The following is a 26961-nucleotide window of genomic DNA, read 5'->3' as shown; positions in this document are numbered from 1 at the left end:
CACAACGACGCCCCCCCCGTCCCCGAGCTCCAGGGCAAGGCGAAGCACACCAAGAAAAAGGCCAATCCCATTGTGGCAGGCACCTCCGGCCCCACAATGCTGGTTTACCATGAGCGTCCGATTCCCGTTGACGCATACCCCGAGCTGGACACCGATCTGGCGCGGGATAACTTGGAGAATGACCTCCCTGCTGCTGATCTGGAAGATCTATAGTCCTGAGCCGCCCCTTTCATGGGGCGGCTTTTTGTGGACCATTTCGAACTACTCAACCGTTGCGGTCATAGGATACTCTACCGTATTTGGGAGAGGAGGTTCTACTGTGGAACCAGATAAGTCCGTAACCATGTACGCCACGGTATGCAGATCCTGCGCCTCACAGCTTCTTGTGTGCGACCATTGCACCAATCAAGCTGTCGTTGTGCACGCCGGTAACGCTCTCTGTTTTTGCCCTGGCTGTCAAGTATGCATCCACTACAACGGAGTAATGACGCATAGCATCCCCCCGCAGATCAGCGCCACCTGTATTCACGCCATGGGATAATGATTCCCTCGGCCTACAGGATGCTCGCTTAGACGCTGGACTTCTCGTCCTTGCCGGGTACTCCCACGGCTCCTATTCGGCATTCCAACAATACATGCCGCCCGCGTGGGACACGGAATGTTCCGACCGGAAATGCAAGAAGCAGCTTCTAAACAGTTGAAAAAGCTTCGCCTATACATCCCTCAGGCTCCTGTGGTAAACCTTACTTGTAAGTTAAGGAGGACTGGCAGATCACCTTGTATAAGTGCGCCCCTATCCGGATACTACATACAGATTTACTGGTTAAAAAGCAGGATATATTATGGTATCAAAGCTGTGATTGATTTTTGTAACCACTCGCTGAAATCACGGGGCATGCGCCGGATTGCTGGCCGTCTGTTCGTCGGACTTTGATCCGCGTTGTGCACGTTGTAATGTTTGTACGCCGGCAATGGGCTTATTGCGCCCTGATCTACTGGTTATGTAAAGACGAATTATTTTAATCATCATAATTAGAATGATAGTAAAAAGTGCAGCTATATGGCTGTGTTGTTTTATGCTATGCTAATTCCGTTATCAGGTGGCATTTCTCACCCGTGGATTTATTCCAACTCCCTGGAGACTTGACAGAGCTAAAAACAGACCGGCCTTCATTTGGAATATTCACCCATCTGGTCCGAAAACAAGCACGAATTGTTTTCGGGCCTTTTTCTGTCCAAAAGGATAACACAAACCTGGCGCAGAGGAGCGCTCCCCATACCGGTTTCACCAGTATGCAGTGTATCTTTCCGTCCTGCTGCCGGGGGCGGACCACGGACGCCGGCAGTATCATCTGCCCCTCACCCAAGGACGCGCGGCCGCTGTGGGAGCCCGGCTGGCCTCCATCCTCTCATTCCAGTCACCTCAATGCGTTTACCGCTCCCGGTGCTGACTGTGATGGCAGTTTCCCGCGGAAATCTGCCAGAAACAGTCGGCCCGCGCCGTTGGGTGCACTGCGTCCTTTTTTGATTTTGAAAAGCAAGAGCGGCCGGCCGGTTTCACTGAATCCCATCCTGGAGCCACGCCTCCGGTATCATCTCGAGCAGACGCTACAGGGATGCAAGCTCCTTATCCCGGACGGTGTGCCCACCCATCAGGACATCACGGTCCTCCAGACTTTTCGTTCCTACGCCCAGGAGCCGGACTCCACTCGCTCAATGGCCTCCCACGGCCTCCGACACACCTACGCGGGCGAATGGTACGAAGCCAACATCTCCCTATGCGGCCCAAAAGGCCGTGGCCGGGTTCCTCGGCCATGGGCGGGACGATGTGACCAACCTCTATTTTATGTCCCGCCCAAGACAGACCGTGAAGCGGCAGGAAATGATTTTGTCGTCCCTCTTATTTTCTCTAATGTTTTCCATTTGATACACCCTTAGGCTATCCAACATGAACGCCGGAAGCAGGGTCACGCCGCTCCTATCTCCAAGGGCGCTCCAATGCCTGACACGGAGCCCCACCATGACAATCCCTTTGACACCGATTTGCAAGTCCTCCATTCAAAGGACTTTTTCGCACGCATGAAAAGCACGGTTAAACCCGTGACGCCGATGATAACGCCGTGGTCGGTGTCCACCGTCTGGCGGCCCAGGTAGTGGGCCCCCCGGGGCCTGCCGGGGCGGTTCAGATGGCCGTCCTCCGGGTCAGTGTGGCACACACGCTTTCTGGTGTGGCAGCTATCCTTTTTGAGCTGTTTGGTTCGTTTGGAACGGTGTTTTCCGGTCCACTGGGCCGGTTCCTCCAGCCCCTCCTCCCCGTAGGTGTCCAGACGGTCTCAATAATTCCCTGGGCTCTCCTGGAGCTCCATCAGCTCCTCCGAGGCACGGGAGGCATTGGCCTTCACATAAGTCGGTACCCACCAGCCGACCGGTCACAGGGCCGTTTGGGACACACTGGCGTACTATTTCCTCAAACAGCCGCCGGAAGCTCTTGCCGAAGGAGGGCTTCCTCCACCGCAGCTGGGAGACGGGACTGTGGTCCGGCACCCGGTCCAGGAGGTCCAGCCCAAGTACGTCCGAATTGGGGACTTTGTCAGCGGCTTCATCGTGGCCAGAAGTGCCAGAGGGTTTGGGGGCACCCCAACAAGCATTTTTGCGGTGCAAAAACGTCAAGTATCTATACACTTGCCTTGCTTGATACTAACGTGCACCCCACAAACCTGCGGAAATGCAAAAAATCGAATTATCTTCCTATCCTTGATGTATTCAAGGATTTTGCTGCAATAGTAGTTGACGATTCCCCCAATCACAATAGAAATCTGAGGAAAATCTTAATATTTTCTCATGTAAGGCTCAACAATTATAATATCCCTTTCTATTACAATATGTGGCGGACAATGCAAAGGAGGAGCGAAGTATCATGCCGGACAAAATACTAGTCGTCGATGATGAGGTCGAGATTGCGGATTTGATTGAAGTATATCTGAACAACGAAAATTATAGCGTGTTTAAATTCTATTCTGCAAAAGAAGCCCTCGATTGTATCAACACAACAAATCTTGACCTTGCGATCCTGGACGTCATGTTACCGGATATAGATGGATATACGCTATGCCAGAAAATCAGGACAAGACACACATATCCAATTATTATGCTGACAGCCAAAGACGGAGAAACGGATAAAATCAACGGTCTGACACTTGGTGCAGACGACTATATGACAAAACCTTTTCGTCCGCTTGAATTAGTTGCAAGGGTGAAATCTCAGCTGCGGCGGTACAAAAAATACAATCCCGCGCAAGCTGAAGCGGAGGCCGGTGATGTCATGACCCACGCCGGTTTGGAGATGAATGTAAAAGCTCACCAGTGTTTGTTGGATGGAAAATCACTTACGCTGACGCCTACTGAATTTTCGATCTTACAGATCCTTTTAGAAAGCAAGGGAACGGTTGTCAGCGCCGAGGAGCTTTTTTACAGAATTTGGGCGGATGAATATTACAGTAAAACGAACAACACAATCACGTCCCACATTCGCCATTTAAGAGAAAAGCTGAATGATACGATGGACAATCCAAAATATATCAGAACGATATGGGGGGTCGGTTATAAAATTGAAGATTAAGTTCAGCAACGATTATGCTACATTTCGGGCTAAAATCACGCGTCGTTTTTGCGGTAACGCTTTGTTATCGATCCTTATCGTAATTGTTCTTTATGTGTTGCTGTGGAGACAGCGAGGAGGAAACCTAATTGCATACTTTTTGATGCATTTTTTTGGAGTAGACCGTGAAACTGCGAACATGATCTATTTCTACTATTTTCGAAGTTACAGGGAAGTGTTCTTCGCAGCGGCAATTACATTCGTCTTTGCGTTTTTGCTCCTGCGCCTATTCCGATGGATGACCAAATACTTCAAGGAGATCGATCAGGGAATTGACGCTCTGCAGGTGGACGATTCAAAAGCGATCCGCCTATCACCAGAAATGCTGCCATTTGAGAGTAAATTAAATGCTGTAAAGCAGACACTGGAGCGACAAAAGGCGGAAACGGCCCTTGCGGAACAGCGGAAAAATGAGTTGGTAATGTATCTGGCCCATGATATTCGTACCCCACTCACATCCGTTATCGGCTACCTGAGCCTTTTGCACGAAGATCCGGATATGCCAGCCCCTCAGCGTGTGAAGCATGTACGTATTACATTGGAAAAAGCGTACCGGCTGGAAAAGATGATTAATGAATTCTTTGAAATCACTAGATACAATTTACAGCAAATCAAGCTAATAAAAGAGTCGATAGACCTCTCCTATATGCTGATACAATTATCCGATGAGTTGTCTCCGGTCTTTTCTCAGCGCGGGCTCTCAATTAAACTGGAAATTGATGAAGATTTAACAGTTTGTGCGGATGCGGATCAGTTGGCCCGTGTATTCAGCAATATATTAAAAAATGCGGCGGCATACAGCTATCTGAATACAGAAATCAGAATCTCTACCGAGAAAGTGAGAGGACATGTCTTCGTCATTTTTCAAAACAAGGGGAATACAATCCCGGCTGAGAAGTTGTCCTCCCTCTTTGATAAGTTCTACCGCTTGGATGAATCCCGCGCTTCTGATACAGGCGGCACGGGGCTTGGGCTGGCAATTGCAAAGGAAATTATTCTTTTACATGGCGGTACGATCCATGCATCGAGCGAAAATGACACAGTCACATTTACGGTTCAACTGCCTGCGGCAGATTCAGAAAACATCTATCCTTCCTCAAGTTTTTCTCAAGAAACAAACAACTGAATATTCAAACTTGCCACGCTCCTGTTCAGTACAATGATAACTGTCAGGAGCGTGGTTTATTTTGCATTTTAGAAAAGGAGCATACCTATGAAAGAAACATTCGGCCAAAAAACCAGGCGGAGTCACAAACGCAACCAGCGGGTAGTGATGTTTTGGTGCGCATTTGTTTTTGCATTTGTCATCGCAGGAGTCTGGCTTTTTAGAGGAACCTTATTTCAGAATGATAGCGGCGCATCTTCCTCGGGCACCAATCAATCCCGGCATGATGCGTGCGGGACGGCAGACAGCAGGCAAAAAAGTACAGATGTTACCCAGGCGCCGATGGATCATGAAGTCTGTCAGAAACTGCAAGACTTGGTGAGCCAGGATCAGCGGGTTCAGCAGGTCATAGATAACTGCGAAATCTATCCCGAGGATATTTTGAAAATGCTGTCCAGAAACCTGGATATGCTGAATTTTGTTTTAGAGTATCCAGAGAAAGTAGGGCAGGTTTTTGCTGAAACTGTCGGAGAGGTTGAAGGCGGAGAAGTTCCGCTTCTTCTGCAATACGATCAACGCTGGGGTTACGGCGACTATGGCAACAGCTCCGTTGCCGTCAGTGGATGCGGGCCAGCCTGCTTATCCATGGTGATTACCAGCTTAACGGGCGATGACACCATTACGCCGTATGTAGTGGCCCAATACGCCAGTGAGCAGGGATACTATGTTCCCGGCGCTGGGACTGCCTGGACACTTATGAGCGAAGGAGCGAAGCACTTCGGAGTAATCGGGGAGGAACTGCCCTTGACAAAATCGATTATGGAGGGTGTCTTGAAGGAAGGCCGCCCCATCATTTGCAGTATGCGGCCCGGAGATTTTACAACAACCGGACATTTTATTGTGATTACCGGCATAAAGGACGGACAGTTTACAGTCAATGATCCCAACAGTACGGAGCGGAGCAATATGCTGTGGGATTATGATACTTTGAAACCGCAAATCAGCAATCTATGGGCATTTCAAGCCTTATAAAATGGTCCAAACTGTACCCCGCCAGAAAGCGCGGAGAGTAAGGAGGCAACGTACCAGGATACTTATTTCAATTTGCGTATTATATAGGAGGAATCTTTCCCATGGATTTTTACGCCAACGAAGGAAAGGCCGTTACCATTCAAGCTAACGGCAAGACGTATGCCCGCCATGCGATTACAACACATTTCGTCCAGGTAGGCGAGAATTATATCGACCTCCTGGAGAGATATGTCATACCAGTCTACCAACCGGGAGATATTCTTTCCGCCAGCGAAAAAGTCATTGCCCTATGCCAAGGGCGGGTAGTGACTGAGGAACAGGTCAAACCAGGCTTCTGGGCCAAGCTTCTTTCACGCTTTGTCCATCAGACGGCGGCTGGGCCCGGGATGGGCCTGCCTGTTAAAATGCAGTTTGCCATCAACTTTTGCGGCTTGGGAAAGGTCCTCAAGGCGGCTGTCTGCGCCGGCCTTAATAAGCTCCGCGGCATCCACGGTACTTTTTACGACATGCTGGACGATGAGGTGAGGGGACTAGACGGCTTTTGGGGGAGGGACATCCCGGAGTATGCGCATATTGGGATTCGTATTCCCAGTAAGCCGGATAAGGTCTGTGATGAGGTATATCTCAAAACCGGAATTGTGATGATGGTCGTGGATGCCAACGATTTGACTGTCGAACTTCTGGGAAAAAGTGAACAGCTCCAGAATTGGCCCGACTCTCAGCTTTTGGCTCTGATTGTAGATAATCCCGCAGGCCAAGACCGCCAGCTTACCCCCTTCATCCTAATCCGAGAGATTTCGTAAAGGTCTGCATGACAGCTAAAATTCACAGGGGGATTCTATTTAGCCTGATGACAGCTATGTAAAAAATACGTCAAAAGTTATCTGCCCAGCGGCAGGAAAGAAAAAACCGCCGCTGGGCACATATTCCCTCATGCTCGGATTTCTTGTACTAACGGCGGTTTAGCAATAAGCTGCCGTTTACTTATGCGCAGGATACGGCGGATTATAGGAGGATACTGCCATGTTGTTACCATGCAGCAAGCTGACTGATGGTTATTCATCAAAGAAAGTCCGGCCCTATTAGGGGGCCATTCCGCGGTCAACTGCGAAAATGGTCGTTTTCTGCCGGTATCCCTGTCTGGCCTTGTAGCAGAAATCTGCCAGTGCCCGAAAGAAAATCATGTTATATCTGTCCGCATGGTCTTGCGCCGTGCGGACGTTGTTATACCAGACTACCTCTGGCCATCGCGGCCAGAGGTGGGGGCGGCTGGCCTGGGCGCCGCTCCCCGCCATCCTCCATTTCGATCCGCCAGTCCGTCAACTGCTGAACACCGAAATAAAGACTAAAAATGAAAACTATCATTCTAAACAATTACTATCCCCATTTGACCGAGCGCGTCATTCTGGAGGCATCAGACGAAATTACTGTGACTCTTTCATTGGTGGCCGCCTGTGTGACAGCTACAAACGCCACAAGCAGGATCATGGCGAGCGTTCCATGGGCACTGATCACGGCTTTGAGGCCGACATGCCCTACCCGCCGCTGTCCCCGGAGCAGCCTCTAGAGACCGGTGAAGATCGGGACCCCCTCCATGCAGCCATCGTCCAACTCCCGCCTGTCCAGGCCCGGCGCGTTCATGCTTATTACATTCTCAGCGTCAGTAAAAAAATTGCCAGGGTCGAGGGCGTGGGGATCAGCAGGGTCTGCTAAATTTAAAATAGTTTGAAAAATTCTCTGCAAGAGAGGACCTTTGCCCTAAAATCCGCCTAATAGATAAGAGGGTCCCCCTCCCACTGACAACTGAATACACAGTATTTCGGATACAACCCCCGCGTGAATAGCGATAAAAGGCGCACCGCCAGGACAGCCAGCTTCGGGAGGTAATGGACAGCTGGCCGGGCGATTCACGCAAGCCTTAACTAGGGCACGGGAGTTCCCCTCCATGAATCGGAAGCCCTGGCCCGTGTCCTGCTCCCGGAAATTCAAGCCTTTTCGAGAGCGAGGAAGGGCAACGGGAGTTTGCAGAGTGGAAGGCTCGGCGGGACGCCAACGCAACAGAACAGGCATAATACATAAGGCGGGAACATCAGCAACGATGCTCCCGCCTTATACCATAGTTTATTTCTGGGCGTTACTATAAAATTCATAAAATTATCCCTTTTTGTGCTTTTATATTACCACAAAATCAGGGAAATTTCAAGTCTTGAGCTTTTTGTATCAAGGATGTATTAAGTATACAGGAGGTGTTTTTAATGGAGCAAAAAAGCTTAACCGCACTGATAAGCGCATTCTCAAGGGCGTATCATGCGCTAAACAATGAGGTTACAATTTTTAATGACAGCTTGGCAAGAGATTTACTGACTGATGAAGAATTTAATCAAATAGCAAAGAATATGTCGAATGGAATAGGATTTTTCAATCCATCATTTGTTGGAGAACCAGAACAGGCATTAAGATGGGTTGTTGATAATCAACTATCTCCCTCGCCACTTGGCAGGGCGGCTTTTGCCGAAAAATCTCTTGAGTGGGCTGTTCGCACGGGAACAGAACAGTATTTAATTTGGGGAGCCGGATATGACACTTTTGCGTATCGGCAACCATTATGGGCAAAGGCATTGCAAATTTTTGAGGTAGACCATCCGGCTACCGCAAGAGATAAACAAGAGCGGCTGAAAAGTGCCGGAATTGTAATTCCCGACAATGTTCACTACATTGAAGCAGACTTCACAAAAGGAACATGGAAGAAAGAAATGCAAAATCACAACTCGTTTAATAGTGATAAAATAAGTTACTGTTCCATTCTTGGTGTCGCCTATTATCTCTCAAAGGAATCCTTCGAATCGGTAATTTCTTCTATAAGTAGTATTGTGGCGAAAGGCAGTTCCATTATATTTGATTATCCAGATGAAAACAGCTATACTGAAAAAGCCGGAGAACGAACAAAAAAGCAATTCATGCTGGCGGGTGTTGCAAACGAAAAAATGTTGGCATGTTATTCCTACTCTGATATCGAACAATTGCTTTCAGCACATGAATTTTTGATATATGAGCACTTGGAGCCCCAGGGAATAACAGAGCAATACTTTGCGCTCTATAATGAGGCCAATCCTAAAAATCAAATGAGTGCTTTTGACAATACGAATTATTGCCTTGCAGTGAAACAATAAGCATAATTTTCAATTGCAAATCTTTGATTTGTCTGACAGACACAAAATATCAGAAAAGATCTAAAAAAACAAGGGCGGGGTGATAGTCCCGCCCTTGTCCATCAAAGCACATATTCAATAGAAATGATAAATCCGAACACATTACCCACTTGGATAATGTAGTTCGGATTATCATTGTTTGGTCCGAGTGACTGGATTCGAACCAGCGGCCTCTTGAACCCCATTCAAGCGCGATACCAAACTTCGCCACACCCGGAAGTCGCCGCCCTCATCGGACGGCTTGATTATATTACCACATCCTGCGAAAAGATGCAAGTGTTTTTTTCAATTTTTCTCGATTTTTTTCGAAAACCTTTTTAGACCCAGCTATCCTCCAGCTCGTGCTTCCGGGCGCGGGTCATCAACTCCTTAATCACGGCCCTGGTATCCCGTCCGCCGTATAATACCTGATAGGCCGCCTCTGTGATGGGCATCTCAACCCCCGCCTTCTGAGCCAGGGCGCGGGCGGTGGCGGCCGCATAGTAGCCCTCTACCACAGCGCCAATCTCCTTTACCGCCTCAGCGGCAGGGGTGCCTTGGCCGATCAGAATGCCGCAACGGCGGTTTCTGGAGTGCATGGAGGTACAGGTGACGATCAGGTCACCCACGCCGGACAGTCCCGCAAAGGTTTCTCTGCGGCCGCCCAGGGCCACGCCCAAGCGGGCGATCTCCGTCAGGCCGCGGGTCATCAGGGCGGCCTTGGTATTGTCGCCGAAGCCCATGCCGTCACAGATCCCGGCACAGAGGGCGATGACGTTTTTTAACGCAGCGCCCAATTCCACACCCACTACGTCGTCGGAGGCGTAAACACGGAACCGCTCATTCATAAAGAGATCCTGCACCAGCTCCGCCGCCGCCTTGTCTCGAGAGGCGGACACCACCACAGTGGGGACGCCACGGCCCACCTCCTCGGCGTGGGAAGGGCCGGAAAGGGCCACGATGGGATGCCCCTCCCCCACTTCCTGAGCAATGGCGTCGGTCAGGGTCAGAGAGGTATCTTTCTCAATGCCCTTGGACACCGACACCAGCACCGCAGAGGGCTCCAACAGGGACGCCACAGCACGGGCGGTGGTACGCACCGCAAAGGACGGCGTAGCAAGCACAACCACCTTACAGTTCTTCACGCACTCCCGGTCAGAGGTCAACGCCAGTCCATCCGGCAGGGGCACCCCCTTCAGCATGGGGTTTTCCCGCTTCTCCCGCAGGATAGTGGACTCCTCCTCCCTATAGGACCACAGGGTGACCTCATGTCCGTTCTCCAGCAGAACCAGGGCCAGGGCTGTCCCCCAACCGCCGCTGCCCATCACTGCGATCTTCATGCTTTCGGCGCCCCCTCATCTTTTTTATGGTGCAGGCTGAACTTGGATTCCGTTCCGTTCAGAATACGCTTCAGGTTGCCCCGGTGCTTCCAGACGATCAGGCCGCCCAGCAGAATGGCCAGCGCCAGCAGCACCACGTCATGGTACACAAACCAAGTGGCAAAGGGGAAGGATGCCCCGGCCCAGATGGAGCCCAGGGAGACCCATTTGGTGAGCGCGGCCAGGATCAGGAATCCCCCCCACACCACCAGCGCCACCCGCCAATCAATCATGATAGCGATGGTGCCGCCGGAGAGGATCCCCTTGCCCCCCTTAAAGTGGAACATACAGGGGAACATGTGCCCCAGAAGGCAGAAAGCTCCCGCCCAGTACTTACCAAGCGCCACTACCAGAAGCTCATCCGCCACCAAATACTTTGCCGCCAGGATGCCAGCCCATACAGCCACGACTGCTTTGAGCACATCGGTCAGGATGACCACAAAGGTCAGCGGCCCGCCGAAGGTGCGGTAGAAGTTGGTCAGCCCGGCATTGCCGCTGCCATGGGTACGCACATCGTCCCGCAGGATATACTTGGAGACGATGACCGCCCCGTTGAAGCAGCCGCAGAAGTAGGCGATCACTGCGATCAGCAGGGCCGGAAGCAATAGGGCCGCCCCCAGCTCACTCAGTGCGGCGGGAAGGTTAGGCTGTATTCCCGTGGGAACTGTTGTAGGATCTGCCATGACTATCCCTCCTTGTCGCTCTTCTGCCGAATGGTCAGCCGGACTGGCGTGCCCTCCAGGCCAAAGGTGGAGCGGATCTGGTTCTCCAGATAGCGCTGGTAGGAGAAGTGGAACAGCTTGGCGTCGTTGCAGAAGCAAACAAAGTGGGGGGGCTTGATACCGATCTGGGTCATATAGTAGATCTTCAGACGGCGTCCCTTGTCGGTGGGTGGCTGCACGCGGGCGGTGGCGTCAGCCAGCACGGTGTTGAGCATGCCGGTGGTAATGCGCAGGGATGCCTGGTCATTGACATAGTTGATGAGGTCAAAGAGACGGTCCACCCGCTGTCCGGTGAGGGCGGAAATGAAGACAATGGGGGCGTAGGTCATATAGGACAGGTCCCTGCGGATGTCCTGGCGCATGTGGTCCATAGTCTTGTCATCCTTCTCAATGGCGTCCCACTTGTTGACCACGATGATACATGCCTTGCCCGCCTCGTGGGCCAGACCGGCCACCTTGGTATCCTGCTCGGTGACTCCCTCGTTGGCGTCTACCAGGATCAGGCACACGTCAGCCCGCTCAATGGCCATGGTGGCCCGCAGGACGGAAAACTTCTCGATGCGGTCGTCCACCTTGGACTTCTTGCGCATACCGGCGGTGTCGATGAACAGGTACTTGCCCTTCTGGTTCTCAAAATAGCTGTCCACCGCGTCCCGGGTGGTGCCCGCCATGTCGCTGACGATCACCCGCTGCTCCCCCAGGATGCGGTTTACCAGGGAGGACTTGCCCACGTTTGGCTTGCCGATGACCGCCACCTTGATGACATCGTCCTCCTCTTCCTCCTCGTCCTCAGGGGGGAAATACTCCATACAGGCATCCAGCAGATCCCCGGTGCCATGGCCGTGGACGGCGGAGACCGCGATGGGATCCCCCAGTCCCAGGTTATAGAACTCATAAATGTCTGGGTTGGTGATCCCCACCTGGTCCATCTTGTTGACCGCCAGCACCACCGGCTTCTGAGAGCGCAGCAACATGTTGGCCACCTCTTGGTCGGAGGCGGTCAGGCCGGTCTTGATGTCGCAGACAAAGAGGATCACCGTGGCGTGCTGGATGGCGATCTCCGCTTGCTGGCGCATAAAGGCCAAAATCTGGCTGTCGGCGGAGGGCTCGATGCCGCCGGTGTCCACCAGGTCGAACTTCCGGTTTCTCCACTCCGCCTCGGCGTACAGCCGGTCGCGGGTGACGCCGGGGGTATCCTCCACGATGGACAACCGCTGGCCCACCAATTTATTAAACAGCATGGACTTGCCCACGTTGGGCCGGCCCACGATTGCAATCAAAGGCTTCATAATAGCACCCTCACTCTCTCTGTCACGGGTTGTAGCGATAATAGTCGCCCTCCGGCGGCAGGGCATAGGCGGGCGCCTCCACCGGCAGCCCCAGAATGGCGTCCACCAGGTCAAAGCCGCTGTCAGCCGGAAGGGCCGTCACCGGCACCCCCAGGGCCTCCTCCACCTGCTCCACAGTGACGTCGTCCAGGAAGATCCGTTCCCCCGCCCGGAGCATGCTGTCCGGGATGAGCAGCCGCTCGCCCAGCGCCCTCCCCTTGAGCTGCTCTATCAGATCCCGTCCGGTAATCAGACCAGAGACCGTGATGGTCTCCCCGAAAAAGTAGTTGAGCACCGGATAGACGTTTCCTATTATATTACCACATTTTTCCCGGCACATGTCAACGATTTTCTGCAAGAAGGGGGCGGCAGACACACCGGTGGCAATGGCAAACGGGGGCGGGGCCTCCTCCAGCTCCATGTCCTCCAGGGCCATGGCCGCCTGACTGGTGAGCAGGCGGAGCATCCCCACGCCGTTTTCCAGCTGGGCCATGTCTTCATAGTATCCCTTTTCTGGCAGAGGACGGCCGGCCAGCAGGTAGAACTCGTCGGAACACCACGCCAGGTGTGTGCTGTGCTTTTTCAGGAAAGAAGCGGCAAATGCCTCCACCTGATCCAGCACCGCCGCGGCCTGGGCCGGAGTGTACGGGTCGATCCGATACAGGCCCTCCCGGAATCGGGTCACCCCCACCGGCACCACCGCCACGCTGCCCACCGCCGGGTGGAGTGCCCCCAGCTCCCGCAGGGTGCGGTCCAGGGCGGGGCCGTCGTTGACGCCGGGGCAGGCCACGATCTGGCAGTTCATGGTGATGCCCGCCGCAGCAAATCGCTCCATGATGGCCAGACACTCCCCCGCCCGCCGGTGCTTGAGCATGGCCTCCCGCAGGGCCGGATCAGTGGCATGAACCGAGATGTTGATGGGGCTGATGCGCAGCTCTGCGATGCGCGCAATCTCCCGCTCCGACAGGTTGGTCAGGGTGATATAGTTCCCCATCAGGAAGGACAGGCGGGCATCGTCATCCTTGAAATAGAGTGTCTCCCGCATACCGGGGGGCATCTGATCCACAAAGCAGAAGATACACCGGTTCGCGCAGGAGCGGGCCTTGTCCATCAGATAGGTCTCAAAATTGAGGCCCAGCTCCTCCCCCTCCGCCTTGCGTACCCGCAGGGTGCGGCTGCGGCCGTCCCCTCCTACCAGGGTCAGCTCCAGCCGGGGGTCGTAAGCAAAAAATTTATAGTCCAGCACATCCACAATGGGGCGTCCGTTGATGTGGGTCAGCGTCTCACCCGGCCGGACACCCGCCCTCTGGGCCGGACTGTGGGCGTCCACGGATTTGATTTTCGTCAGGCTCATACGTTTTGGGCTCCTCAAAAAAATAAAGTGACAGAGGGTGGCTCTGCGGCCGCCCGCCCCTTTCTTTTCGTAGGGGCCGATGTCCTCATCGGCCCGGCGGGGGGGGGGGGGGGCCCCCCCCCCCCCCGCCTGGGGGCGGTGGGGGAACTGGTGGGCGACGCCATCGGCCGGGAGGAGCTGACCCTCACCCTGCGGGAGATCACCGATCTGGAGCGGCTGATCGGCCGCATTGTCTACGGCACCGCCGGCGGGCGGGATCTGGTGGCCCTGGCAAACGGCCTGGGCAGGCTGCCCGCCCTGCGGGAGCGGCTGGCCGGCTGCTCCTCCGCCCTGCTGGCCTCCCTGCGGGAGGAGCTGGACGATCTCACCGAGCTGCGGGAGCTCATCGGCCGGGCCATCGTGGACGAGCCCCCCTTCTCCGTCCGGGAGGGCGGCTTCATCCGGGCGGGCTACCACCCGGAGGTGGACCGCCTGCGGGACATTATGGCCAACGGAAAGGGCCTGGTGGCCTCCATCGAGGCCCGGGAGAAGGAGAAGACCGGCATCAAGAGCCTGAAGGTGGGCTACAACAAGGTCTTCGGCTACTACATCGAGGTGTCCAAGTCCTATTACGACCAGGTGCCCGACACCTACATCCGCAAGCAGACCCTCACCAACTGCGAGCGGTTCATCACCCAGGAGCTCAAGGAGCTGGAGCACGAGATCCTCTCCGCCCAGGACCGCATCACCGCCCTGGAGTTTGAGCTGTTCTGCGACCTGCGGGAGCAGGCGGCCGCCCAGGTGGGGCGGATTCAGCGCTCCGCCGCCGCCGTGGCCCAGGTGGATGTGCTCTCCTCCTTCGCCGCCGTGGCCGCCGAGCAGGGCTACTGCCGCCCCGAGGTGGATCTCTCCGACGCCATCGAGATCACCGAGGGCCGCCACCCGGTGGTGGAGAAGATGCTCAAACACGCCCTTTTCGTCCCCAACGACACCCACATGGACAACCGCGACGACACGGTGGCCATCATCACCGGCCCCAACATGGCGGGCAAGTCCACCTACATGCGCCAGGTGGCCCTCATTGTGCTCATGGCCCAGATGGGCTCCTTCGTCCCCGCCCGCTCCGCCCGCATCGGCATCGTGGACCGGGTGTTCACCCGCATCGGCGCCAGCGACGACCTCTCCGCCGGGCAGTCCACCTTCATGGTGGAGATGACCGAGGTGGCCGAGCTGCTGAAAAACGCCACCGCCAAGAGCCTGCTGATCCTGGACGAGATCGGCCGGGGCACCTCCACCTACGACGGCATGTCCATCGCCCGGGCAGTGCTGGAGTTCTGCGCGGACAAGAAGCGCCTGGGGGCCAAGACCCTCTTCGCCACCCACTACCACGAGCTGACCGCCCTGGAGGGGCAGATCCCCGGGGTGAAGAACTACAACATCGCCGCCAAAAAGAAGAAGGACGACATCCTCTTCCTGCGCAAGATCGTCCGGGGCGGCGCCGACCAGAGCTACGGCATCGAGGTGGCCAAGCTGGCCGGAGTGCCCGAGCCGGTGCTCCGCCGGGCCAGGAAGATCCTGGAGGAGCTGGAGGCGGGCGTACCCGCCGCCCCCGCCCCGGCCGCCGCACAGCCGGAGGAGCAGGTCTCCCTGCTGGACATGGGCGCGGCCCAGGCGGCCGCCCGCCTGCGGGATGTGGACGTGAACGTGCTCACCCCCATCGAGGCCATGAACCTGCTCTACGAGCTCAAGCAGATGCTCTAGTCCCCGCCCCGGCGGGCGGGTGTGGGCACCCGCCCCTACGTCTTATTGCAAGGGCGGCCCTTGTGGTCTGCTGCGATTCTCCGGGGCCGCCGCCCGGCCATACGGCGCGGTGCGCTCCCCCACTTCCGGGGCCCCCGCCGAAGCCCAGCGGCGACGGCCGCGGGTTCGGTGGGGAAAGGAGCCGCAGCGGAAGGAGTGAGCTTTGCCGCCTGCGGCGAAGCGAAGGATCTGGAGCTTGCGGCGACGCTGTCACGCTGCGCGCCCTCCGCGACGGGCAACTGCTCACTGCTCCGCCGAAAATACCGCTGGACTGCGTCCAGCCTGTTTTTCGGTCTGCGCAGTTCTCTGTTGCCCTGCTCCCGGGCGCTCCACGCTTCTATTCTACCCCATTTCCGGGCAAAAAGAAAGAGGGGTGATTCCCCTCGTTCTTTTCGGGCTATTTACTTCGCCTCGGCGGTAGCCTCCACCTTGCCGAACTCATGGCCGTTGTAGCTCATGCAACTCTTGCACATCCGGTGGGGCAGACGGAACGCACCGCACTTGGGGCAGGTGGTAACGCCGGGAGTCTCCAGCTTCCACACGGAGCTACGGCGCTTGTTCCGGCGCTGCTTGGACACTTTACTCTTAGGGACTGCCATCTATGACACCTCCTTAGGTTCATGCCCTGGCCGGGCAAAACTTACTCAGACTCTTTATCCAACAGCTGCGCGAGGGCAGCAAAACGTGGATCAATTTCAGGCTTGCAGCCGCAGGGTCCCTCGTTGAGATCCGCGCCGCAAGTGGCGCACAGCCCCTTGCAATCCTCGGAGCACACATGCTTGGAGTCCATGGCCAGCACCAAAGCGGTGGTAAAGACCTCATCCAGATCCACCGTACCGTTATCCAGAAGCAGGATCTCGTCGTTTTCCTCGTCCTCCAGAGTCTCGGCCAGCAGGCTGTCCACCGGAACGCGCATATCCCGGCAGAAGGGCTTGAGGCAACGGTCGCACACCAGCTCCAGCGTAGTCTCCGCCGTCCCCTCCAGAACGAGGGCATCCGCCTGATTTCGCACTGTACCAGACACCTGTACCGGGCCGGCAAACGGATGCTCTCCATAGAAGTCCAGGCCGGACAGATCCAACGCAAACGAGAAGGGGAGCGAAGCCCCGGGAACATGAAGAATAGAACGGAGATCCAGTCGCATGGTACACCTCACACAATGGCACAGCAGACATTATAACGAAACCCGCGGCCAATGTCAAATATTTTTTTCGTGGAAACCCACATTTTTTCAAAGTCCGGCAGGCTGTACTACTTTACGGCGGATTTCCTTCTTATGATACCACAGCTTGACCGTGCTGCGCAAGCCCTTTCCCCTCTTTCCCCGGTTGTGCGCTTATGTTATAATGGATGCAAATGAATTGTGAGGCAGACTATGAAAGAATTCACCATCGGAAAAAACGACGCCGGACAGCGGCTGGACCGCTGGCTGGCCAAGACCCTCCCCCTCCTCCCCGCGCCGCTGGCCCAGAAGTACATCCGCCTCAAGCGGGTGAAGGTCAATGGGAAGGGCTCCCAGCGGGATGTGCGGCTCCAGTTGGGGGACATACTCCAGTTATACATCAACGACGAGTTCTTCGAGCAGCCCAGGGAGGAGAACGCCTTTCTGAGCGTCTTCAAGCCCCACCTGGACATCGTCTATGAGGATGAAAACCTGATGCTGCTCAACAAACGGCCTGGCCTGCTGTGCCACGCGGACGAGCACGAAAAGGTGAGCACCCTCATCACCCATATCCAGGCCTACCTCTACCAAAAGAAGGAGTGGAACCCCCGGGACGAGCACTCCTTTACTCCGGCCCTGTGCAACCGCATCGACCGCAACACCGGCGGCATCGTCATGGCCGCCAAGAACGCCGAGACCCTGCGCATCCTTAACCAGAAGATCAGGGACCGGGAGATCGCCAAGTTCTACCTGGCCATTGTCCACGGCCGCATGAAGCCATCCCAGGGGAAGCTGGAGGGCTTTCTACTCAAGGATGAGGACCGGGCCCAGGTGAAGGTCTTCTCCCGCCCCGTCCCCGGCGGCAAGAGCGCCGCCACCTTATATAAGACTCTGCGGACGGCGGGCGGACTGTCCCTGGTAGAGTGCGAGCTGCTCACCGGCCGCACCCACCAGATCCGCGCCCAGTTCGCCGCCGCCGGCCATCCTCTGCTGGGGGACGGCAAGTATGGCCGGGAGCGGGACAACAAGAAGTACGGCCGTTCCTTCCAGGCCCTCTATTCCTATAAGCTGGCCTTCACCTTTCCCACCGACGCCGGGCTGCTGGAGTACCTGCGGGGCCGCGTGTTCACCGTGGAGCAGGTGGATTTCGTGGCGGAATACTTTCCCACCGGGGAGCGGGTATAAAATCCCTGAAAATATTTCGTTTTATTATTGACATTTTTCGCAAGAACATATATGATTTGTTTCGTCATTAGGGCGTACCCAACCGCCGGTTTGGGTGCGCCCTTTACTACCTTTTAGAAATGGGGGAGGATACATGTCCAAGGAACTGATCCGCCTGTCGGATTGCTTCATGAAATTTGACGACGACGTCATTCTGGACCATATCAACCTTTATATCAACGACAAGGAATTCCTCACGCTGCTCGGTCCCTCCGGGTGCGGCAAAACCACGACGCTCCGTATCATCGGCGGCTTTCAGAAGCCGACCTCTGGCGACGTGTTTTTTGACGGCGTGAGGATTAATGACGTTCCTCCTCATAAGAGGAAGGTCAATACCGTCTTTCAAAAGTATGCCCTGTTCACCCACATGAACATCTTTGAAAACGTGGCCTTCGGTCTGCGCATCAGCAAAGTGCCCGAGGCGGAGCTGCGGGAGCGGGTGGAAGAGGCCCTGGCCCTGGTCAACCTGGCCGGGTACGGCAAGCGTTCGGTCAATTCCCTCTCCGGCGGCCAGCAGCAGCGGGTTGCCATCGCCCGTGCCATTGTCAACCGCCCCCAGGTACTCCTGCTGGACGAACCGCTGGGTGCGCTGGATCTCAAGCTGCGTAAGGATATGCAGATCGAACTCAAGCGCATCCAGCAGCAGGTAGGCATCACCTTTGTCTATGTCACCCACGACCAGGAGGAGGCCCTCACCATGAGCGACACGGTCGTGGTCATGAATGAAGGGCGTATCCAGCAGATCGGTACCCCCCAGGATATCTATAACGAGCCCAAAAACGCCTTTGTGGCTGACTTCATCGGCGAGTCCAACATCATCGACGGCATCATGCATGAGGACAGGGTGGTTGGGATGTACGGCAAGAAATTCCCCTGTCTGGACGGCGGTTTCCAGCCCAACGAGCCTGTGGATGTGGTCATCCGCCCGGAGGACATCGACATTGTCCCCGTGGAGCAGGGCCAGCTCACCGGCACTGTCACCGAGGTCACCTTCAAGGGGATGCATTACGACATCATCGTGGACTTCAAGGGCTTCAAGTGGCTCATCCAGACCACCGACTTCTCCCCAGTGGGGGCCAGGATTGGGGTGAAGATCGACCCCGACGGCTTCCACATCATGAAGAAGAGCCGCTACTCCGGTATGTTCGGCGACTACAGCTCCTACAGCTCGGAGTATGACGAGCTGAATGAGGGCCCGGAGGAGGGAAACGAGGATGAAGAGTAAGGGCATTGCCGTTCCCTATGTCATCTGGATGGCCATCTTTGTGGTGGCTCCCCTGCTGATCATCGTCTTTTACGCCTTCACGAGCCAGGCCGGCGGCTTCACGCTGGAGAACTTCTCTACCATGGCCCAGTATACCGGCGTGTTCGGGCGCTCCTTTTTACTGGCCATCATTGCCACGTTCATCTGTCTGCTCATCGGCTATCCCCTGTCCTACTGGCTGGCCCAGGAGAGTCCTGCGGTGCGCCGGGTGGCCATGATGCTCATCATGCTGCCCATGTGGATGAACTTCCTGCTGCGCACCTACTCCTGGATGTTCCTGCTGGAGAAGCGGGGGCTGATCAACAGCTTTCTGGGCCTGTTTGGTATCGGCCCCTTCCAGATGATCAACACCCAGGGGGCCGTCGTGCTGGGCATGGTCTACAACTTCCTGCCTTTCATGATTCTGCCCATCCTCTCCGTTCTGGAGAAAATCGACCCCAAGGTGATCGAGGCCGCCCAGGATCTGGGCGCCAACTCCTTCACGGTCTTTCGCCGGGTGACCTTCCCCCTCTCCCTGCCCGGCGTGCTCTCCGGCGTGACCATGGTGTTCATTCCCTCGGTGTCCACCTTTGTCATCTCCCGTCTGCTGGGCGGCGGCAAGAGCCTGCTGCTGGGCGACCTCATTGAGATGCAGTTCATGGGGACCACCTATAACCCGTGGCTGGGTTCCGCCATCGCCCTGGTAATGATGGTCATCGTCCTGGTCTGCATGGCCATTATGAACCGCTTTGGCGAGGGAGAAGAGGGGGTGTCGTTCCTGTGAAACAGTCCCGGCGCATCGGCAGCCGCTTCTTTATGCTGCTGGTCTTTTTGTTCCTCTACCTGCCCATCTTCGTGCTCATCGTGTTCTCCTTCAACGCGTCCAAGAGCCGGTCGGTGTGGTCCGGCTTCACCCTGGATTGGTACAAGGAGTTGTTCCAGAACTCCATGATCCTGGACGCCCTGTGGGTCACACTGGCGGTTTCCATTCTGGCTGCAGTGATCTCCACCATCATTGGCACGGCAGCCGCCATCGGCTTCACCAACTTCCGCCGCCGCAGCCGCACGGTGGTCACCACCATCAACAACATCCCCCTGACCAACGCGGACATCATCACCGGCGTGTCCATGATGCTGTTCTTTGTACTGGCGGTCAACGTCTTTAACGGCACACTGGGAGCTGCCTTGGGCATCAAGTGGAACCTGGGCTTTGTCACCCTGCTCATCGCCCACCTGACCTTCGACATTCCCCACGTCATCCTCTGCGTCATGCCCAAGCTCCAGCAGCTTGACCCCAATATCTATGAGGCGGCCCAGGATCTGGGCGCTCCCGGCTTTCTGGCTTTCCGAAAGGTGATCCTGCCTGAGATCATGCCCGGCGTGATCAACGGCCTGCTCATCGCCTTCACTATGTCCATCGACGATTTCGTGATCAGCTACTTCACCGCCGGCTCCACCTTCTCCACCCTGTCCATGGTCATCTATTCCATGGCCAAGAAGCGGGTCAGCCCGGAGATCAACGCCCTGTCCACCCTGCTCTTCGTGGTGGTGGTCACCCTACTGGTCATCGTCAATGTACGCCAGACCCGGCAGGACAAGCGCCGCATGGTTCATGGGAACTGACGGATATCAAAGGCAGCCCGCCTTGATATAATATTATTTTTTGAAAGGGGCAAACGAAAGGAATTGAAAAAGCAAATTGCACTTGTACTGGCACTGGCAACCCTCAGCACGGCGGCCCTGAGCGGCTGTACCGGCGGATCGCCTTCCGGCACAGCCGAGACACCGGGCGGCGAGAGTTCCAGCGGCAACACCGGCACTGCCGGCGTGGTCAACGTCTACAACTGGGGCGAGTACATTGATATGTCCGTTCTGGAGGATTTCGAGGCGGAGACTGGTATCAAGGTCAATTATCAGACATTTGAGTCCAATGAGGCGCTCTACGGCAAGCTGGCCGGCGGTGCCGGCGGCTACGACGTCATCATCCCCTCAGACTATATGATCGGTCAGCTCATCGAGGAGGACATGCTGGAGCCGCTGAACTTTGACAATATTCCCAACTTTGCCGACATCGACCCCAATCTGAAAAACCCGGAGTACGACCCGGAGAACCTCTACTCCGTCCCCTACATGTGGGGCCTGCTGGGCGTGATCTATAACAGCGCCTACATTGACCCTGCGGAGAAGGATGTGGAAACCTGGGACATTCTGTGGGATGAGGAGCTCTCCGGCGACATTCTGATGTTCAACAACTCCCGCGACGCCATTGGCATTGCCCTCAAGAAGCTGGGCTACTCCTATAACACTGAGGATCCCGCCCAGGTCAAGGAGGCCACCAACCTTCTGGTAGAGCAGAAGCCCCTGGTGCAGTCCTACGTCATGGACGAGATTTTCGACAAGCTGGAGGGTGAAAACGCCCTCATCGGCGCCTACTATTACGGCGATTTTCTTACCATGCAGGAGAACAACCCTGACCTGGCCTTTGCCCTGCCACGGGAGGGCACCAATCTCTACGTGGATGCCATGTGCATCCCCAAGGGCGCGGAGAACAAGGAGAACGCCGAGAAGTTCATTAACTTCATGTGCTCCACTCAGGCCGGCCTCAAGAACTGTGAGGAGATCTGGTACTCCTCCCCTCTGCTGAGTGTCCGTGAGGAGCTGGACCCTGAGACCGCCAACGATCCCTATGCCTACCCTACCGACGACGTATATGCCAAGACGGAGAGCTTTGCCTGTCTCTCCCCTGAAATCCGTGAGCTCTACAACAGCGAGTGGATCCGCCTGCTAAAGTAAAAGCACACTGCCCCGCCGGGTCTCCGGCGGGGCAGTCTATCTGTTAAAATAAGGTTTTTGACGGCCAAAGCGGGCCCGACCGTCAGGTCGGACCCGCTTTATACAGCGCTTGTCGTACGTCTCTTCTTAGTAATTGATGCTGCGGATCTCGAAATAGGCCTGGGGATGGGCACAGATGGGGCAGACCTCAGGAGCGGTTTTGCCGAAGTGGATGTGGCCGCAGTTGCGGCACTTCCAGACATACTCGTCACCGCGCTTAAAGACCACACCCTCCTCCAGGTTCTTCAAAAGGGTCAGGTAGCGCTCCTCATGCTCCTTCTCGATCTTGCCGACGCCGTCAAACAGGAAAGCCAGCTTCTCAAAGCCCTCCTCGCGGGCGGTTTCGGCCATCTCCTTATACATCTGGGTCCACTCTTCGTTCTCACCCGCCGCCGCAGCCTTCAGGTTGGCAGCGGTATCGCCGATGCCGCCCAGCTCCTTGAACCACAGCTTGGCATGCTCCTTCTCATTGCCGGCGGTCTCCTCAAAGATGGCCGCGATCTGCTCGAAGCCCTCTTTCTTGGCCTTGCTGGCAAAATAAGTATACTTATTGCGGGCCATGCTCTCCCCCGCAAACGCCTTCCACAGATTGGCCTCCGTCTTGCTTCCCTTCAGCTCCATAATGCTCAGCCTTCCTTTCTAAATCAGATTTTGAGTGAAATACGGGCCCTCTCAGCCCTCGCCCTTCCAGAAGCCGTGGAGGTTGCAGATCTCGTACGCCTCCACTTTCTCACTGTGGCAGAAGGTCTTCAGCTCAGGCTTTTCGCCGGGCTTGGGGAACTTCATGGTGACGGTGTCCCCATCCACCGCCGCGATCATGGAGATGTAGTGCTCGGGGAGCATGGGGTGCTCCACACTGCCCACCTTCACGCTGACGGAATAGCCGCTGCCATGGGCAGTCTTTTCCACCGCAGGGACATGCTTCTCCATAGCACCATCGGTGGTGTTGGGGACGAACTCCTCCATTTTCTGGCCGCAGCACATGACAGGAACACCCTTGTCGACCACCTTGAAAATGACATTGCCGCAGTGGGCACAGCGATACAGCTTGAATTCCATTGGAACAACCTTCCTTTCTAATTTTGATGGTCACATCTTATCATATTTTAAGAAAAGATCAATGAAGTTGTTTGCACTTTGTGCAAATTCCGTGAAAAACCACCTCATGGCCCGTGACATCGTGCCCGCTGGCCAGCAGTGCCTGCCGGTCCAGCTCCGCATCGTAGGGAAGGTGCAGGTCGTAAACCGCCCCGCACTGGTCACAGCAGAAATGAGGGTGGGGTATTGTCTTTGCGTCATAGCGCTCCACCGGAAATGCCATCCGGCGGATTGCACCTTCATCTGCCAAAAGGTTTAGATTCCGGTAAACGGTTCCCAGGCTCAGGCTGGGATTGGCCGGCTTCAGCCACTGATAAATCATCTCCGCCGTGGGGTGCTGTTCTGTCTGCCGCAAAGCCTCATAGATCAATTCCCGCTGCCGGGAATAGCGCTTGCCGTTCATGAGCCACCTCTTTTCTCGGCACATTATAAACAGTAACTATTACTGTTATTATTATATTAGCAGATCTTTCTGGAAATTGCAACCCTTTTTTCTCTGACACTTCTTCCCGCGTGTAATCAGCGTGGAATAACGTATACTAGGTGCTGGGTGAATCCATCTGAACGAAATCCATTGGAAGGAACAGGAGGAACACACATGAAACGCACATGGACTCTGCTCGGCATCGGGCTCGCTCTGGCTCTGCCGCTGACCGCTTGTACCCGCGATAAAGCCCCTGATGTGACTCCGACTCCCTCGCCGGTTGTCACCTCCCAGCCCAGCACCATGCCGGAGAACACCCCCGCAGCCCCCAATACCACCACGCCCGCCCCGGAGGGTACCGAACACCCGAAGGACGGCGGCTCGACCGCCCGTGACGCGGCCCGGGATGCCGGGGATGCCGCCAAGGACGTAACCCGCGGTGTGGGCGATGCAGCCCGCGACATCGTCGACGGCGTTGGCGACGCCGCCAAAGACATCGGCAACGGTGTAAAGCGAGCCACAAAATGACAAAAAGCGGTATGGTCTGAGACCATACCGCTTTTTGACTGCTTTTTTTAAGATTTGGTTCAGAGGATTGTAAGCCTTTGGTCGGTTGGAAGTCAGAAACGCCTGATATACTCCCTCTATAATAAAAGAACAGGCGAGAGCCCATTCTGACGGAGGTGTTCCCCCATGAAAAAAATCACATTGGCCGTCCTGTTCGGCGGCTCTTCCACCGAATATGAGATCTCCCTCCAGTCCGCCCACGCGGTACTCACTCATCTGGACCGGGACAGGTACGAGCCCGTCCTCCTGGGCATCACACGGGATGGGCGCTGGCTGCTCTACCAGGGGCCGGTGGACGCCCTGCTGGACGACACTTGGCACACCGACGCCCGCCATACCGTCCCGGCGGTGATCTCCCCCGACCGCGGCGTCCACGGCCTGCTGCTCATCGCCCCCGCTGGGCCCTCCACCCGCTATCTGGACGCCGCCTTTCCGGTACTCCATGGCAAAAACGGGGAGGACGGCACGGTGCAGGGCCTGCTGGAGCTGGCAGGTATCCCCGTAGTGGGCTGCGGGGTGCTCGCCTCCGCCCTATGCATGGACAAGGACGTGGCCCACCGCTTGGTCCAGGCCGCCGGTGTAGCGGTGCCCCCTTCCATCCTCTTTCGCGCCGGAGAAGGGCTGGACACCCTGCCGGAGCGCACTGCCAGCCTGACCTATCCCCTGTTTGTCAAGCCCGCACGGGCGGGTTCCTCTTTTGGCATCACCAAGGTGGAGGAGCCCGGCGTGTTGGCCGAAGCCGTCACCGCCGCCCTGGCCCACGATAGCAAGGTGGTCATTGAGGAGGCCGTGCCCGGCTTTGAGGTGGGCTGCGCCGTACTGGGCAATGAGGTTCTGACGGTGGGACATGTGGACGAGATCGAGCTCTCCGGCGGCTTTTTCAACTACACGGAGAAGTACGGCCTGATCACCTCCAGCATACACATGCCCGCCCGAATTTCCCAGGAGAAGGAAACAGAAATTCAGGTGACCGCCCAGTTGATCTACCGGGCGCTGGAGTGTTCCGGCTTTGCACGGGTGGATTTGTTTCTCACGCCGGACGGGCGCATTGTCTTTAACGAGGTAAACACCATCCCCGGTTTCACAGCTCACAGCCGCTACCCCAACATGATGCGGAGCATAGGCCTGGAGTTCGGCCCTCTGCTGGACCGTCTCATCGGACTGGCGGTGGACGCATGAAAGGTACGCTGTATCTGGTCAACCGCGCCCATCCCCTGCCGGAGGAGCCCTCCGCGGAGGTCCTCGCCTCCGTCCGCTCCGGTCAAACCGAGGTGCGTCTCCACCAGCGAGCCAAAGTGATGTTGGATCAGCTTCTCGCCGCCGTGGGAAGCGTGGGCGCGATCGTCCCGGTCAGCGGCTACCGCCCTCAAACCGAGCAGCAGGCCATCTGGGAGGACGCCCTGGCCGAGCACGGCAAAGCCTTCACCGAGACCTATGTGGCCCGCCCCGGGTGCAGCGAGCACCAGACCGGGCTGGCCATTGATCTGGGCGAGAATAGGCCGGAGGTGGACTTCCTCTGCCCCGCCTTCCCCGACTCCGGCCCCTGCGGGGCGCTGCGCCGCCGGGCCGCCGACTTTGGCTTTGTCCTCCGCTACCCCAAGGGGAAGGAGGATGTTACCGGCATCGGATACGAGCCGTGGCACTTCCGGTACGTGGGCTGGCCCCACGCCAAGCTGATGGAGGAGCGTCATCTGGTACTGGAGGAATATCTGGAGTGGCTTCACGACTTCCCGCTGGGAGGGGAACCTCTTCGTTTCCGGGGGCTGGGGCGTCTGTTTGAGCTTTACTACCTGCCCGTCTGGGCGGCGGACACCCTCACCCTGCCCGCCGACGTCCCCTGCCAGCGCTGTGACACCAACGAGGGCGGCGTGGTGCTCACTCTGTGGAGGGATGCGGGATGAAAACCGAGTCGCTCGGCGGCTTTGACCGCTTCCGCGTCCCCGCCGCCCTGCTGGTCATCGCCATCCATACCGGCCCTCTGCTCTCCCTGAACGGGGAGGCCAACTACCTTTTGACCGACATTTTGGCCCGCATCGCCGTCCCCTTTTTCTTCTCGGTGTCCGGCTGGTTCCTGGTGCCCCGTCTGCTCCGGGAGGGGCGGGCCGCCCTGATCCCCTTTGTCAAAAAGCTGCTGCTGCTTTACGGGGCCGCGGTCCTGCTCTACCTCCCCCTGAACCTCTACAACCACACCCTGGAGGAGAGCGGCTTCGCCCTGCTGCGAGATGTGCTCTTCAACGGCACCTTTTACCACCTGTGGTACTTCCCCGCCCTGGTGCTGGGGGCCTGCCTGGTGTACGGCCTTCTGCGCATCCTGGGGCCCCGCTGGGCGTGGCTTCCCGCCCTTCTGCTCTATGCCGCCGGGCTGCTGGGGGACAGCTATTTCGGCCTCACCGCCGCCCTGCCGCCCCTCCGGGCCGGGTACGAGGCCCTGTTCCTCCTCTTCGACTACACACGCAACGGCCTGTTCTTCCCCCCTGTCTTTCTGCTGCTGGGGGGCTGGCTGGCCCTGAGGCCTGCCCGCCGGAGCGCGGCTTGGTACGGGGCCGGACTGCTCCTCTCCCTGGCGCTACTGACGGCGGAAGGCCTGCTGGTGCAGCGCCTCGCCCTGGCCCGCTTTGACGCCCTCTACCTCTCCCTCCCCCTGTGCGTCGGGTTCCTCCTGCGGTGGCTCCAGCGCCTGTCCCTCCCGTCCGCTCCCGCCCTCCGGGGCTGGGCGGCGGCGGTGTATGTCCTCCACCCCTGGTGCATCGTCCTCATCCGGGGCGGCGCCGGGGTGGTGGGCCTCACCGGCCTGCTGGTGGACAACTGTCTTGTACACTATCTGGCCGTGGTCCTGCTCTCCTCCCTTCTGGCCCTCCCCTTCGCC

The 26961-nt window shown here is 56.7% G+C and carries 25 protein-coding genes, 1 tRNA gene and 1 pseudogene; 17 read left to right on the top strand and 10 right to left on the bottom strand.

Annotation, left to right across the window (positions count from 1 at the left end):
• The 7 genes from ACESY8_RS16190 to ACESY8_RS16160 all read left to right on the top strand — a co-directional run.
• A partial coding sequence (locus tag ACESY8_RS16190) for a hypothetical protein (protein WP_498794860.1) occupies nucleotides 1-213 on the top strand: 213 nt, incomplete at its 5' end.
• 2704 nt (nucleotides 214-2917) lie between these two features.
• The gene (gene vanR, locus ACESY8_RS16185) at nucleotides 2918-3619 is read left to right on the top strand and encodes a VanR-ABDEGLN family response regulator transcription factor (RefSeq protein ID WP_035299772.1); all 702 of its coding nucleotides are present in this window, start codon (nucleotides 2918-2920) and stop codon (nucleotides 3617-3619) included.
• Nucleotides 3552-4784, top strand: a complete 1233-nt coding sequence (locus ACESY8_RS16180) for a sensor histidine kinase (RefSeq protein WP_404861474.1) — start codon at nucleotides 3552-3554, stop codon at nucleotides 4782-4784. Before vanR ends, ACESY8_RS16180 begins: the two co-directional genes overlap by 68 nt.
• 87 nt (nucleotides 4785-4871) lie before the next feature.
• Nucleotides 4872-5795: a C39 family peptidase gene (locus ACESY8_RS16175; RefSeq protein WP_024722897.1), complete on the top strand. Its 924-nt coding sequence runs from the start codon at nucleotides 4872-4874 to the stop codon at nucleotides 5793-5795.
• 101 nt (nucleotides 5796-5896) lie between these two features.
• Nucleotides 5897-6598, top strand: a complete 702-nt coding sequence (locus tag ACESY8_RS16170; protein WP_009256773.1) for a hypothetical protein — start codon at nucleotides 5897-5899, stop codon at nucleotides 6596-6598.
• A gap of 697 nt (nucleotides 6599-7295) precedes the next feature.
• Entirely contained in the window at nucleotides 7296-7508 is a 213-nt protein-coding gene (locus tag ACESY8_RS16165) for a sigma-70 family RNA polymerase sigma factor (protein ID WP_009256772.1), read from the top strand.
• A 542-nt stretch (nucleotides 7509-8050) separates the two neighbouring features.
• A complete protein-coding gene (locus tag ACESY8_RS16160; protein ID WP_009256771.1) occupies nucleotides 8051-8965 on the top strand; it encodes a class I SAM-dependent methyltransferase in 915 nt (304 codons plus the stop codon).
• A 179-nt stretch (nucleotides 8966-9144) separates the two neighbouring features.
• On the opposite strand, the gene ACESY8_RS16155 is transcribed toward ACESY8_RS16160, so the two are convergent.
• The 5 genes from ACESY8_RS16155 to ACESY8_RS16135 form a co-directional block, all read right to left on the bottom strand.
• Nucleotides 9145-9221 (bottom strand) — tRNA-Pro (locus tag ACESY8_RS16155).
• 100 nt (nucleotides 9222-9321) lie between these two features.
• The gene (locus ACESY8_RS16150) at nucleotides 9322-10323 is read right to left on the bottom strand and encodes an NAD(P)H-dependent glycerol-3-phosphate dehydrogenase (RefSeq protein ID WP_009256770.1); all 1002 of its coding nucleotides are present in this window, start codon (nucleotides 10321-10323) and stop codon (nucleotides 9322-9324) included.
• Complete coding sequence (locus ACESY8_RS16145; protein ID WP_007491415.1) at nucleotides 10320-11045, bottom strand: glycerol-3-phosphate acyltransferase; 726 nt, start codon at nucleotides 11043-11045, stop codon at nucleotides 10320-10322. Before ACESY8_RS16145 ends, ACESY8_RS16150 begins: the two co-directional genes overlap by 4 nt.
• 2 nt (nucleotides 11046-11047) lie before the next feature.
• Entirely contained in the window at nucleotides 11048-12373 is a 1326-nt protein-coding gene (gene der, locus ACESY8_RS16140) for a ribosome biogenesis GTPase Der (RefSeq protein ID WP_009256769.1), read from the bottom strand.
• Between the two features lie 22 nt (nucleotides 12374-12395).
• Entirely contained in the window at nucleotides 12396-13766 is a 1371-nt protein-coding gene (locus ACESY8_RS16135; protein ID WP_054338574.1) for a DUF512 domain-containing protein, read from the bottom strand.
• 126 nt (nucleotides 13767-13892) lie between these two features.
• On the opposite strand from ACESY8_RS16135, the pseudogene mutS reads away from it, so the two are divergent.
• Nucleotides 13893-15506, top strand: a pseudogene (gene mutS / locus ACESY8_RS16130) (DNA mismatch repair protein MutS); the annotation flags it as partial.
• 440 nt (nucleotides 15507-15946) lie between these two features.
• Here mutS and rpmF read toward each other — a convergent pair.
• Nucleotides 15947-16144 (bottom strand): 50S ribosomal protein L32, encoded by a 198-nt coding sequence (gene rpmF, locus ACESY8_RS16125; RefSeq protein ID WP_007491422.1) that lies wholly within the window; start codon nucleotides 16142-16144, stop codon nucleotides 15947-15949.
• A gap of 41 nt (nucleotides 16145-16185) precedes the next feature.
• Entirely contained in the window at nucleotides 16186-16689 is a 504-nt protein-coding gene (locus tag ACESY8_RS16120; protein WP_007491424.1) for a YceD family protein, read from the bottom strand.
• A gap of 231 nt (nucleotides 16690-16920) precedes the next feature.
• Here ACESY8_RS16120 and ACESY8_RS16115 point away from each other — a divergent pair, with 231 nt between their 5' ends.
• From ACESY8_RS16115 to ACESY8_RS16095, 5 genes are all read left to right on the top strand, one after another.
• A complete protein-coding gene (locus ACESY8_RS16115) occupies nucleotides 16921-17892 on the top strand; it encodes an RluA family pseudouridine synthase (RefSeq protein WP_021631363.1) in 972 nt (323 codons plus the stop codon).
• 133 nt (nucleotides 17893-18025) lie between these two features.
• On the top strand, nucleotides 18026-19156 hold the full coding sequence (locus ACESY8_RS16110) for an ABC transporter ATP-binding protein (protein ID WP_021631362.1): 1131 nt from the start codon (nucleotides 18026-18028) through the stop codon (nucleotides 19154-19156).
• Nucleotides 19146-19958: an ABC transporter permease gene (locus ACESY8_RS16105; protein ID WP_021631361.1), complete on the top strand. Its 813-nt coding sequence runs from the start codon at nucleotides 19146-19148 to the stop codon at nucleotides 19956-19958. Before ACESY8_RS16110 ends, ACESY8_RS16105 begins: the two co-directional genes overlap by 11 nt.
• A gap of 32 nt (nucleotides 19959-19990) precedes the next feature.
• Nucleotides 19991-20797 carry an ABC transporter permease gene (locus tag ACESY8_RS16100; RefSeq protein ID WP_044940607.1) on the top strand — a complete coding sequence of 269 codons (807 nt, stop codon included), beginning with the start codon at nucleotides 19991-19993 and terminating at the stop codon, nucleotides 20795-20797.
• A 63-nt stretch (nucleotides 20798-20860) separates the two neighbouring features.
• Complete coding sequence (locus ACESY8_RS16095; protein ID WP_009256766.1) at nucleotides 20861-21967, top strand: ABC transporter substrate-binding protein; 1107 nt, start codon at nucleotides 20861-20863, stop codon at nucleotides 21965-21967.
• Between the two features lie 126 nt (nucleotides 21968-22093).
• Here the strand turns inward: ACESY8_RS16095 and rbr are convergent, their stop codons facing one another.
• The 3 genes from rbr to ACESY8_RS16080 are packed head-to-tail and all read right to left on the bottom strand — an operon-like array spanning nucleotide 22094 to nucleotide 23507.
• Nucleotides 22094-22627, bottom strand: coding sequence for a rubrerythrin (gene rbr, locus ACESY8_RS16090; protein ID WP_007491437.1), 534 nt, complete (start codon nucleotides 22625-22627; stop codon nucleotides 22094-22096).
• Nucleotides 22628-22678: 51 nt separating this feature from the next.
• Complete coding sequence (locus tag ACESY8_RS16085) at nucleotides 22679-23065, bottom strand: desulfoferrodoxin family protein (RefSeq protein ID WP_054338573.1); 387 nt, start codon at nucleotides 23063-23065, stop codon at nucleotides 22679-22681.
• Between the two features lie 58 nt (nucleotides 23066-23123).
• Nucleotides 23124-23507, bottom strand: a complete 384-nt coding sequence (locus tag ACESY8_RS16080; RefSeq protein WP_243276600.1) for a Fur family transcriptional regulator — start codon at nucleotides 23505-23507, stop codon at nucleotides 23124-23126.
• Nucleotides 23508-23702: 195 nt separating this feature from the next.
• Between ACESY8_RS16080 and ACESY8_RS16075 the strand changes: the two genes are divergently transcribed.
• The 4 genes from ACESY8_RS16075 to ACESY8_RS16060 all read left to right on the top strand — a co-directional run.
• Nucleotides 23703-24056 carry a hypothetical protein gene (locus tag ACESY8_RS16075; protein ID WP_055178868.1) on the top strand — a complete coding sequence of 118 codons (354 nt, stop codon included), beginning with the start codon at nucleotides 23703-23705 and terminating at the stop codon, nucleotides 24054-24056.
• 165 nt (nucleotides 24057-24221) lie between these two features.
• Nucleotides 24222-25274, top strand: coding sequence for a D-alanine--D-serine ligase VanG (vanG, locus tag ACESY8_RS16070; RefSeq protein WP_148341214.1), 1053 nt, complete (start codon nucleotides 24222-24224; stop codon nucleotides 25272-25274).
• Nucleotides 25271-25996: a M15 family metallopeptidase gene (locus ACESY8_RS16065; RefSeq protein WP_044939938.1), complete on the top strand. Its 726-nt coding sequence runs from the start codon at nucleotides 25271-25273 to the stop codon at nucleotides 25994-25996. Before vanG ends, ACESY8_RS16065 begins: the two co-directional genes overlap by 4 nt.
• Nucleotides 25993-26961: acyltransferase family protein (locus tag ACESY8_RS16060; RefSeq protein ID WP_498794859.1), on the top strand; the 969-nt coding region annotated here is incomplete at its 3' end. The genes ACESY8_RS16065 and ACESY8_RS16060, both read left to right, overlap by 4 nt.

The sequence above is a fragment of the Clostridium sp. ATCC BAA-442 genome, from assembly GCF_964239415.1.
Taxonomy (GTDB): Bacteria; Bacillota; Clostridia; order Oscillospirales; family Oscillospiraceae; genus Flavonifractor; species Flavonifractor plautii.
The sequence above is the reverse complement of the archived record's forward strand: the minus strand, read 5'-3'. Positions and strand labels throughout refer to the sequence as shown.

Excerpts from the sequence above, each read along its gene's own strand:
- ACESY8_RS16160 (WP_009256771.1), top strand. The coding sequence starts at position 8,051 with ATGGAGCAAAAAAGCTTAACCGCACTGATAAGCGCATTCTCAAGGGCG.
- der (WP_009256769.1), bottom strand. The coding sequence starts at position 12,373 with ATGAAGCCTTTGATTGCAATCGTGGGCCGGCCCAACGTGGGCAAGTCC.
- ACESY8_RS16120 (WP_007491424.1), bottom strand. The coding sequence starts at position 16,689 with ATGCGACTGGATCTCCGTTCTATTCTTCATGTTCCCGGGGCTTCGCTC.
- ACESY8_RS16105 (WP_021631361.1), top strand. The coding sequence starts at position 19,146 with ATGAAGAGTAAGGGCATTGCCGTTCCCTATGTCATCTGGATGGCCATC.
- ACESY8_RS16115 (WP_021631363.1), top strand. The coding sequence starts at position 16,921 with ATGAAAGAATTCACCATCGGAAAAAACGACGCCGGACAGCGGCTGGAC.
- ACESY8_RS16165 (WP_009256772.1), top strand. The coding sequence starts at position 7,296 with ATGGGCACTGATCACGGCTTTGAGGCCGACATGCCCTACCCGCCGCTG.
- ACESY8_RS16065 (WP_044939938.1), top strand. The coding sequence starts at position 25,271 with ATGAAAGGTACGCTGTATCTGGTCAACCGCGCCCATCCCCTGCCGGAG.
- ACESY8_RS16110 (WP_021631362.1), top strand. The coding sequence starts at position 18,026 with ATGTCCAAGGAACTGATCCGCCTGTCGGATTGCTTCATGAAATTTGAC.
- ACESY8_RS16135 (WP_054338574.1), bottom strand. The coding sequence starts at position 13,766 with ATGAGCCTGACGAAAATCAAATCCGTGGACGCCCACAGTCCGGCCCAG.
- vanG (WP_148341214.1), top strand. The coding sequence starts at position 24,222 with ATGAAAAAAATCACATTGGCCGTCCTGTTCGGCGGCTCTTCCACCGAA.
- vanR (WP_035299772.1), top strand. The coding sequence starts at position 2,918 with ATGCCGGACAAAATACTAGTCGTCGATGATGAGGTCGAGATTGCGGAT.
- rpmF (WP_007491422.1), bottom strand. The coding sequence starts at position 16,144 with ATGGCAGTCCCTAAGAGTAAAGTGTCCAAGCAGCGCCGGAACAAGCGC.
- ACESY8_RS16145 (WP_007491415.1), bottom strand. The coding sequence starts at position 11,045 with ATGGCAGATCCTACAACAGTTCCCACGGGAATACAGCCTAACCTTCCC.
- ACESY8_RS16175 (WP_024722897.1), top strand. The coding sequence starts at position 4,872 with ATGAAAGAAACATTCGGCCAAAAAACCAGGCGGAGTCACAAACGCAAC.
- ACESY8_RS16080 (WP_243276600.1), bottom strand. The coding sequence starts at position 23,507 with ATGAACGGCAAGCGCTATTCCCGGCAGCGGGAATTGATCTATGAGGCT.
- ACESY8_RS16150 (WP_009256770.1), bottom strand. The coding sequence starts at position 10,323 with ATGAAGATCGCAGTGATGGGCAGCGGCGGTTGGGGGACAGCCCTGGCC.
- ACESY8_RS16170 (WP_009256773.1), top strand. The coding sequence starts at position 5,897 with ATGGATTTTTACGCCAACGAAGGAAAGGCCGTTACCATTCAAGCTAAC.
- rbr (WP_007491437.1), bottom strand. The coding sequence starts at position 22,627 with ATGGAGCTGAAGGGAAGCAAGACGGAGGCCAATCTGTGGAAGGCGTTT.
- ACESY8_RS16180 (WP_404861474.1), top strand. The coding sequence starts at position 3,552 with ATGATACGATGGACAATCCAAAATATATCAGAACGATATGGGGGGTCG.
- ACESY8_RS16100 (WP_044940607.1), top strand. The coding sequence starts at position 19,991 with ATGCTGCTGGTCTTTTTGTTCCTCTACCTGCCCATCTTCGTGCTCATC.
- ACESY8_RS16075 (WP_055178868.1), top strand. The coding sequence starts at position 23,703 with ATGAAACGCACATGGACTCTGCTCGGCATCGGGCTCGCTCTGGCTCTG.
- ACESY8_RS16085 (WP_054338573.1), bottom strand. The coding sequence starts at position 23,065 with ATGGAATTCAAGCTGTATCGCTGTGCCCACTGCGGCAATGTCATTTTC.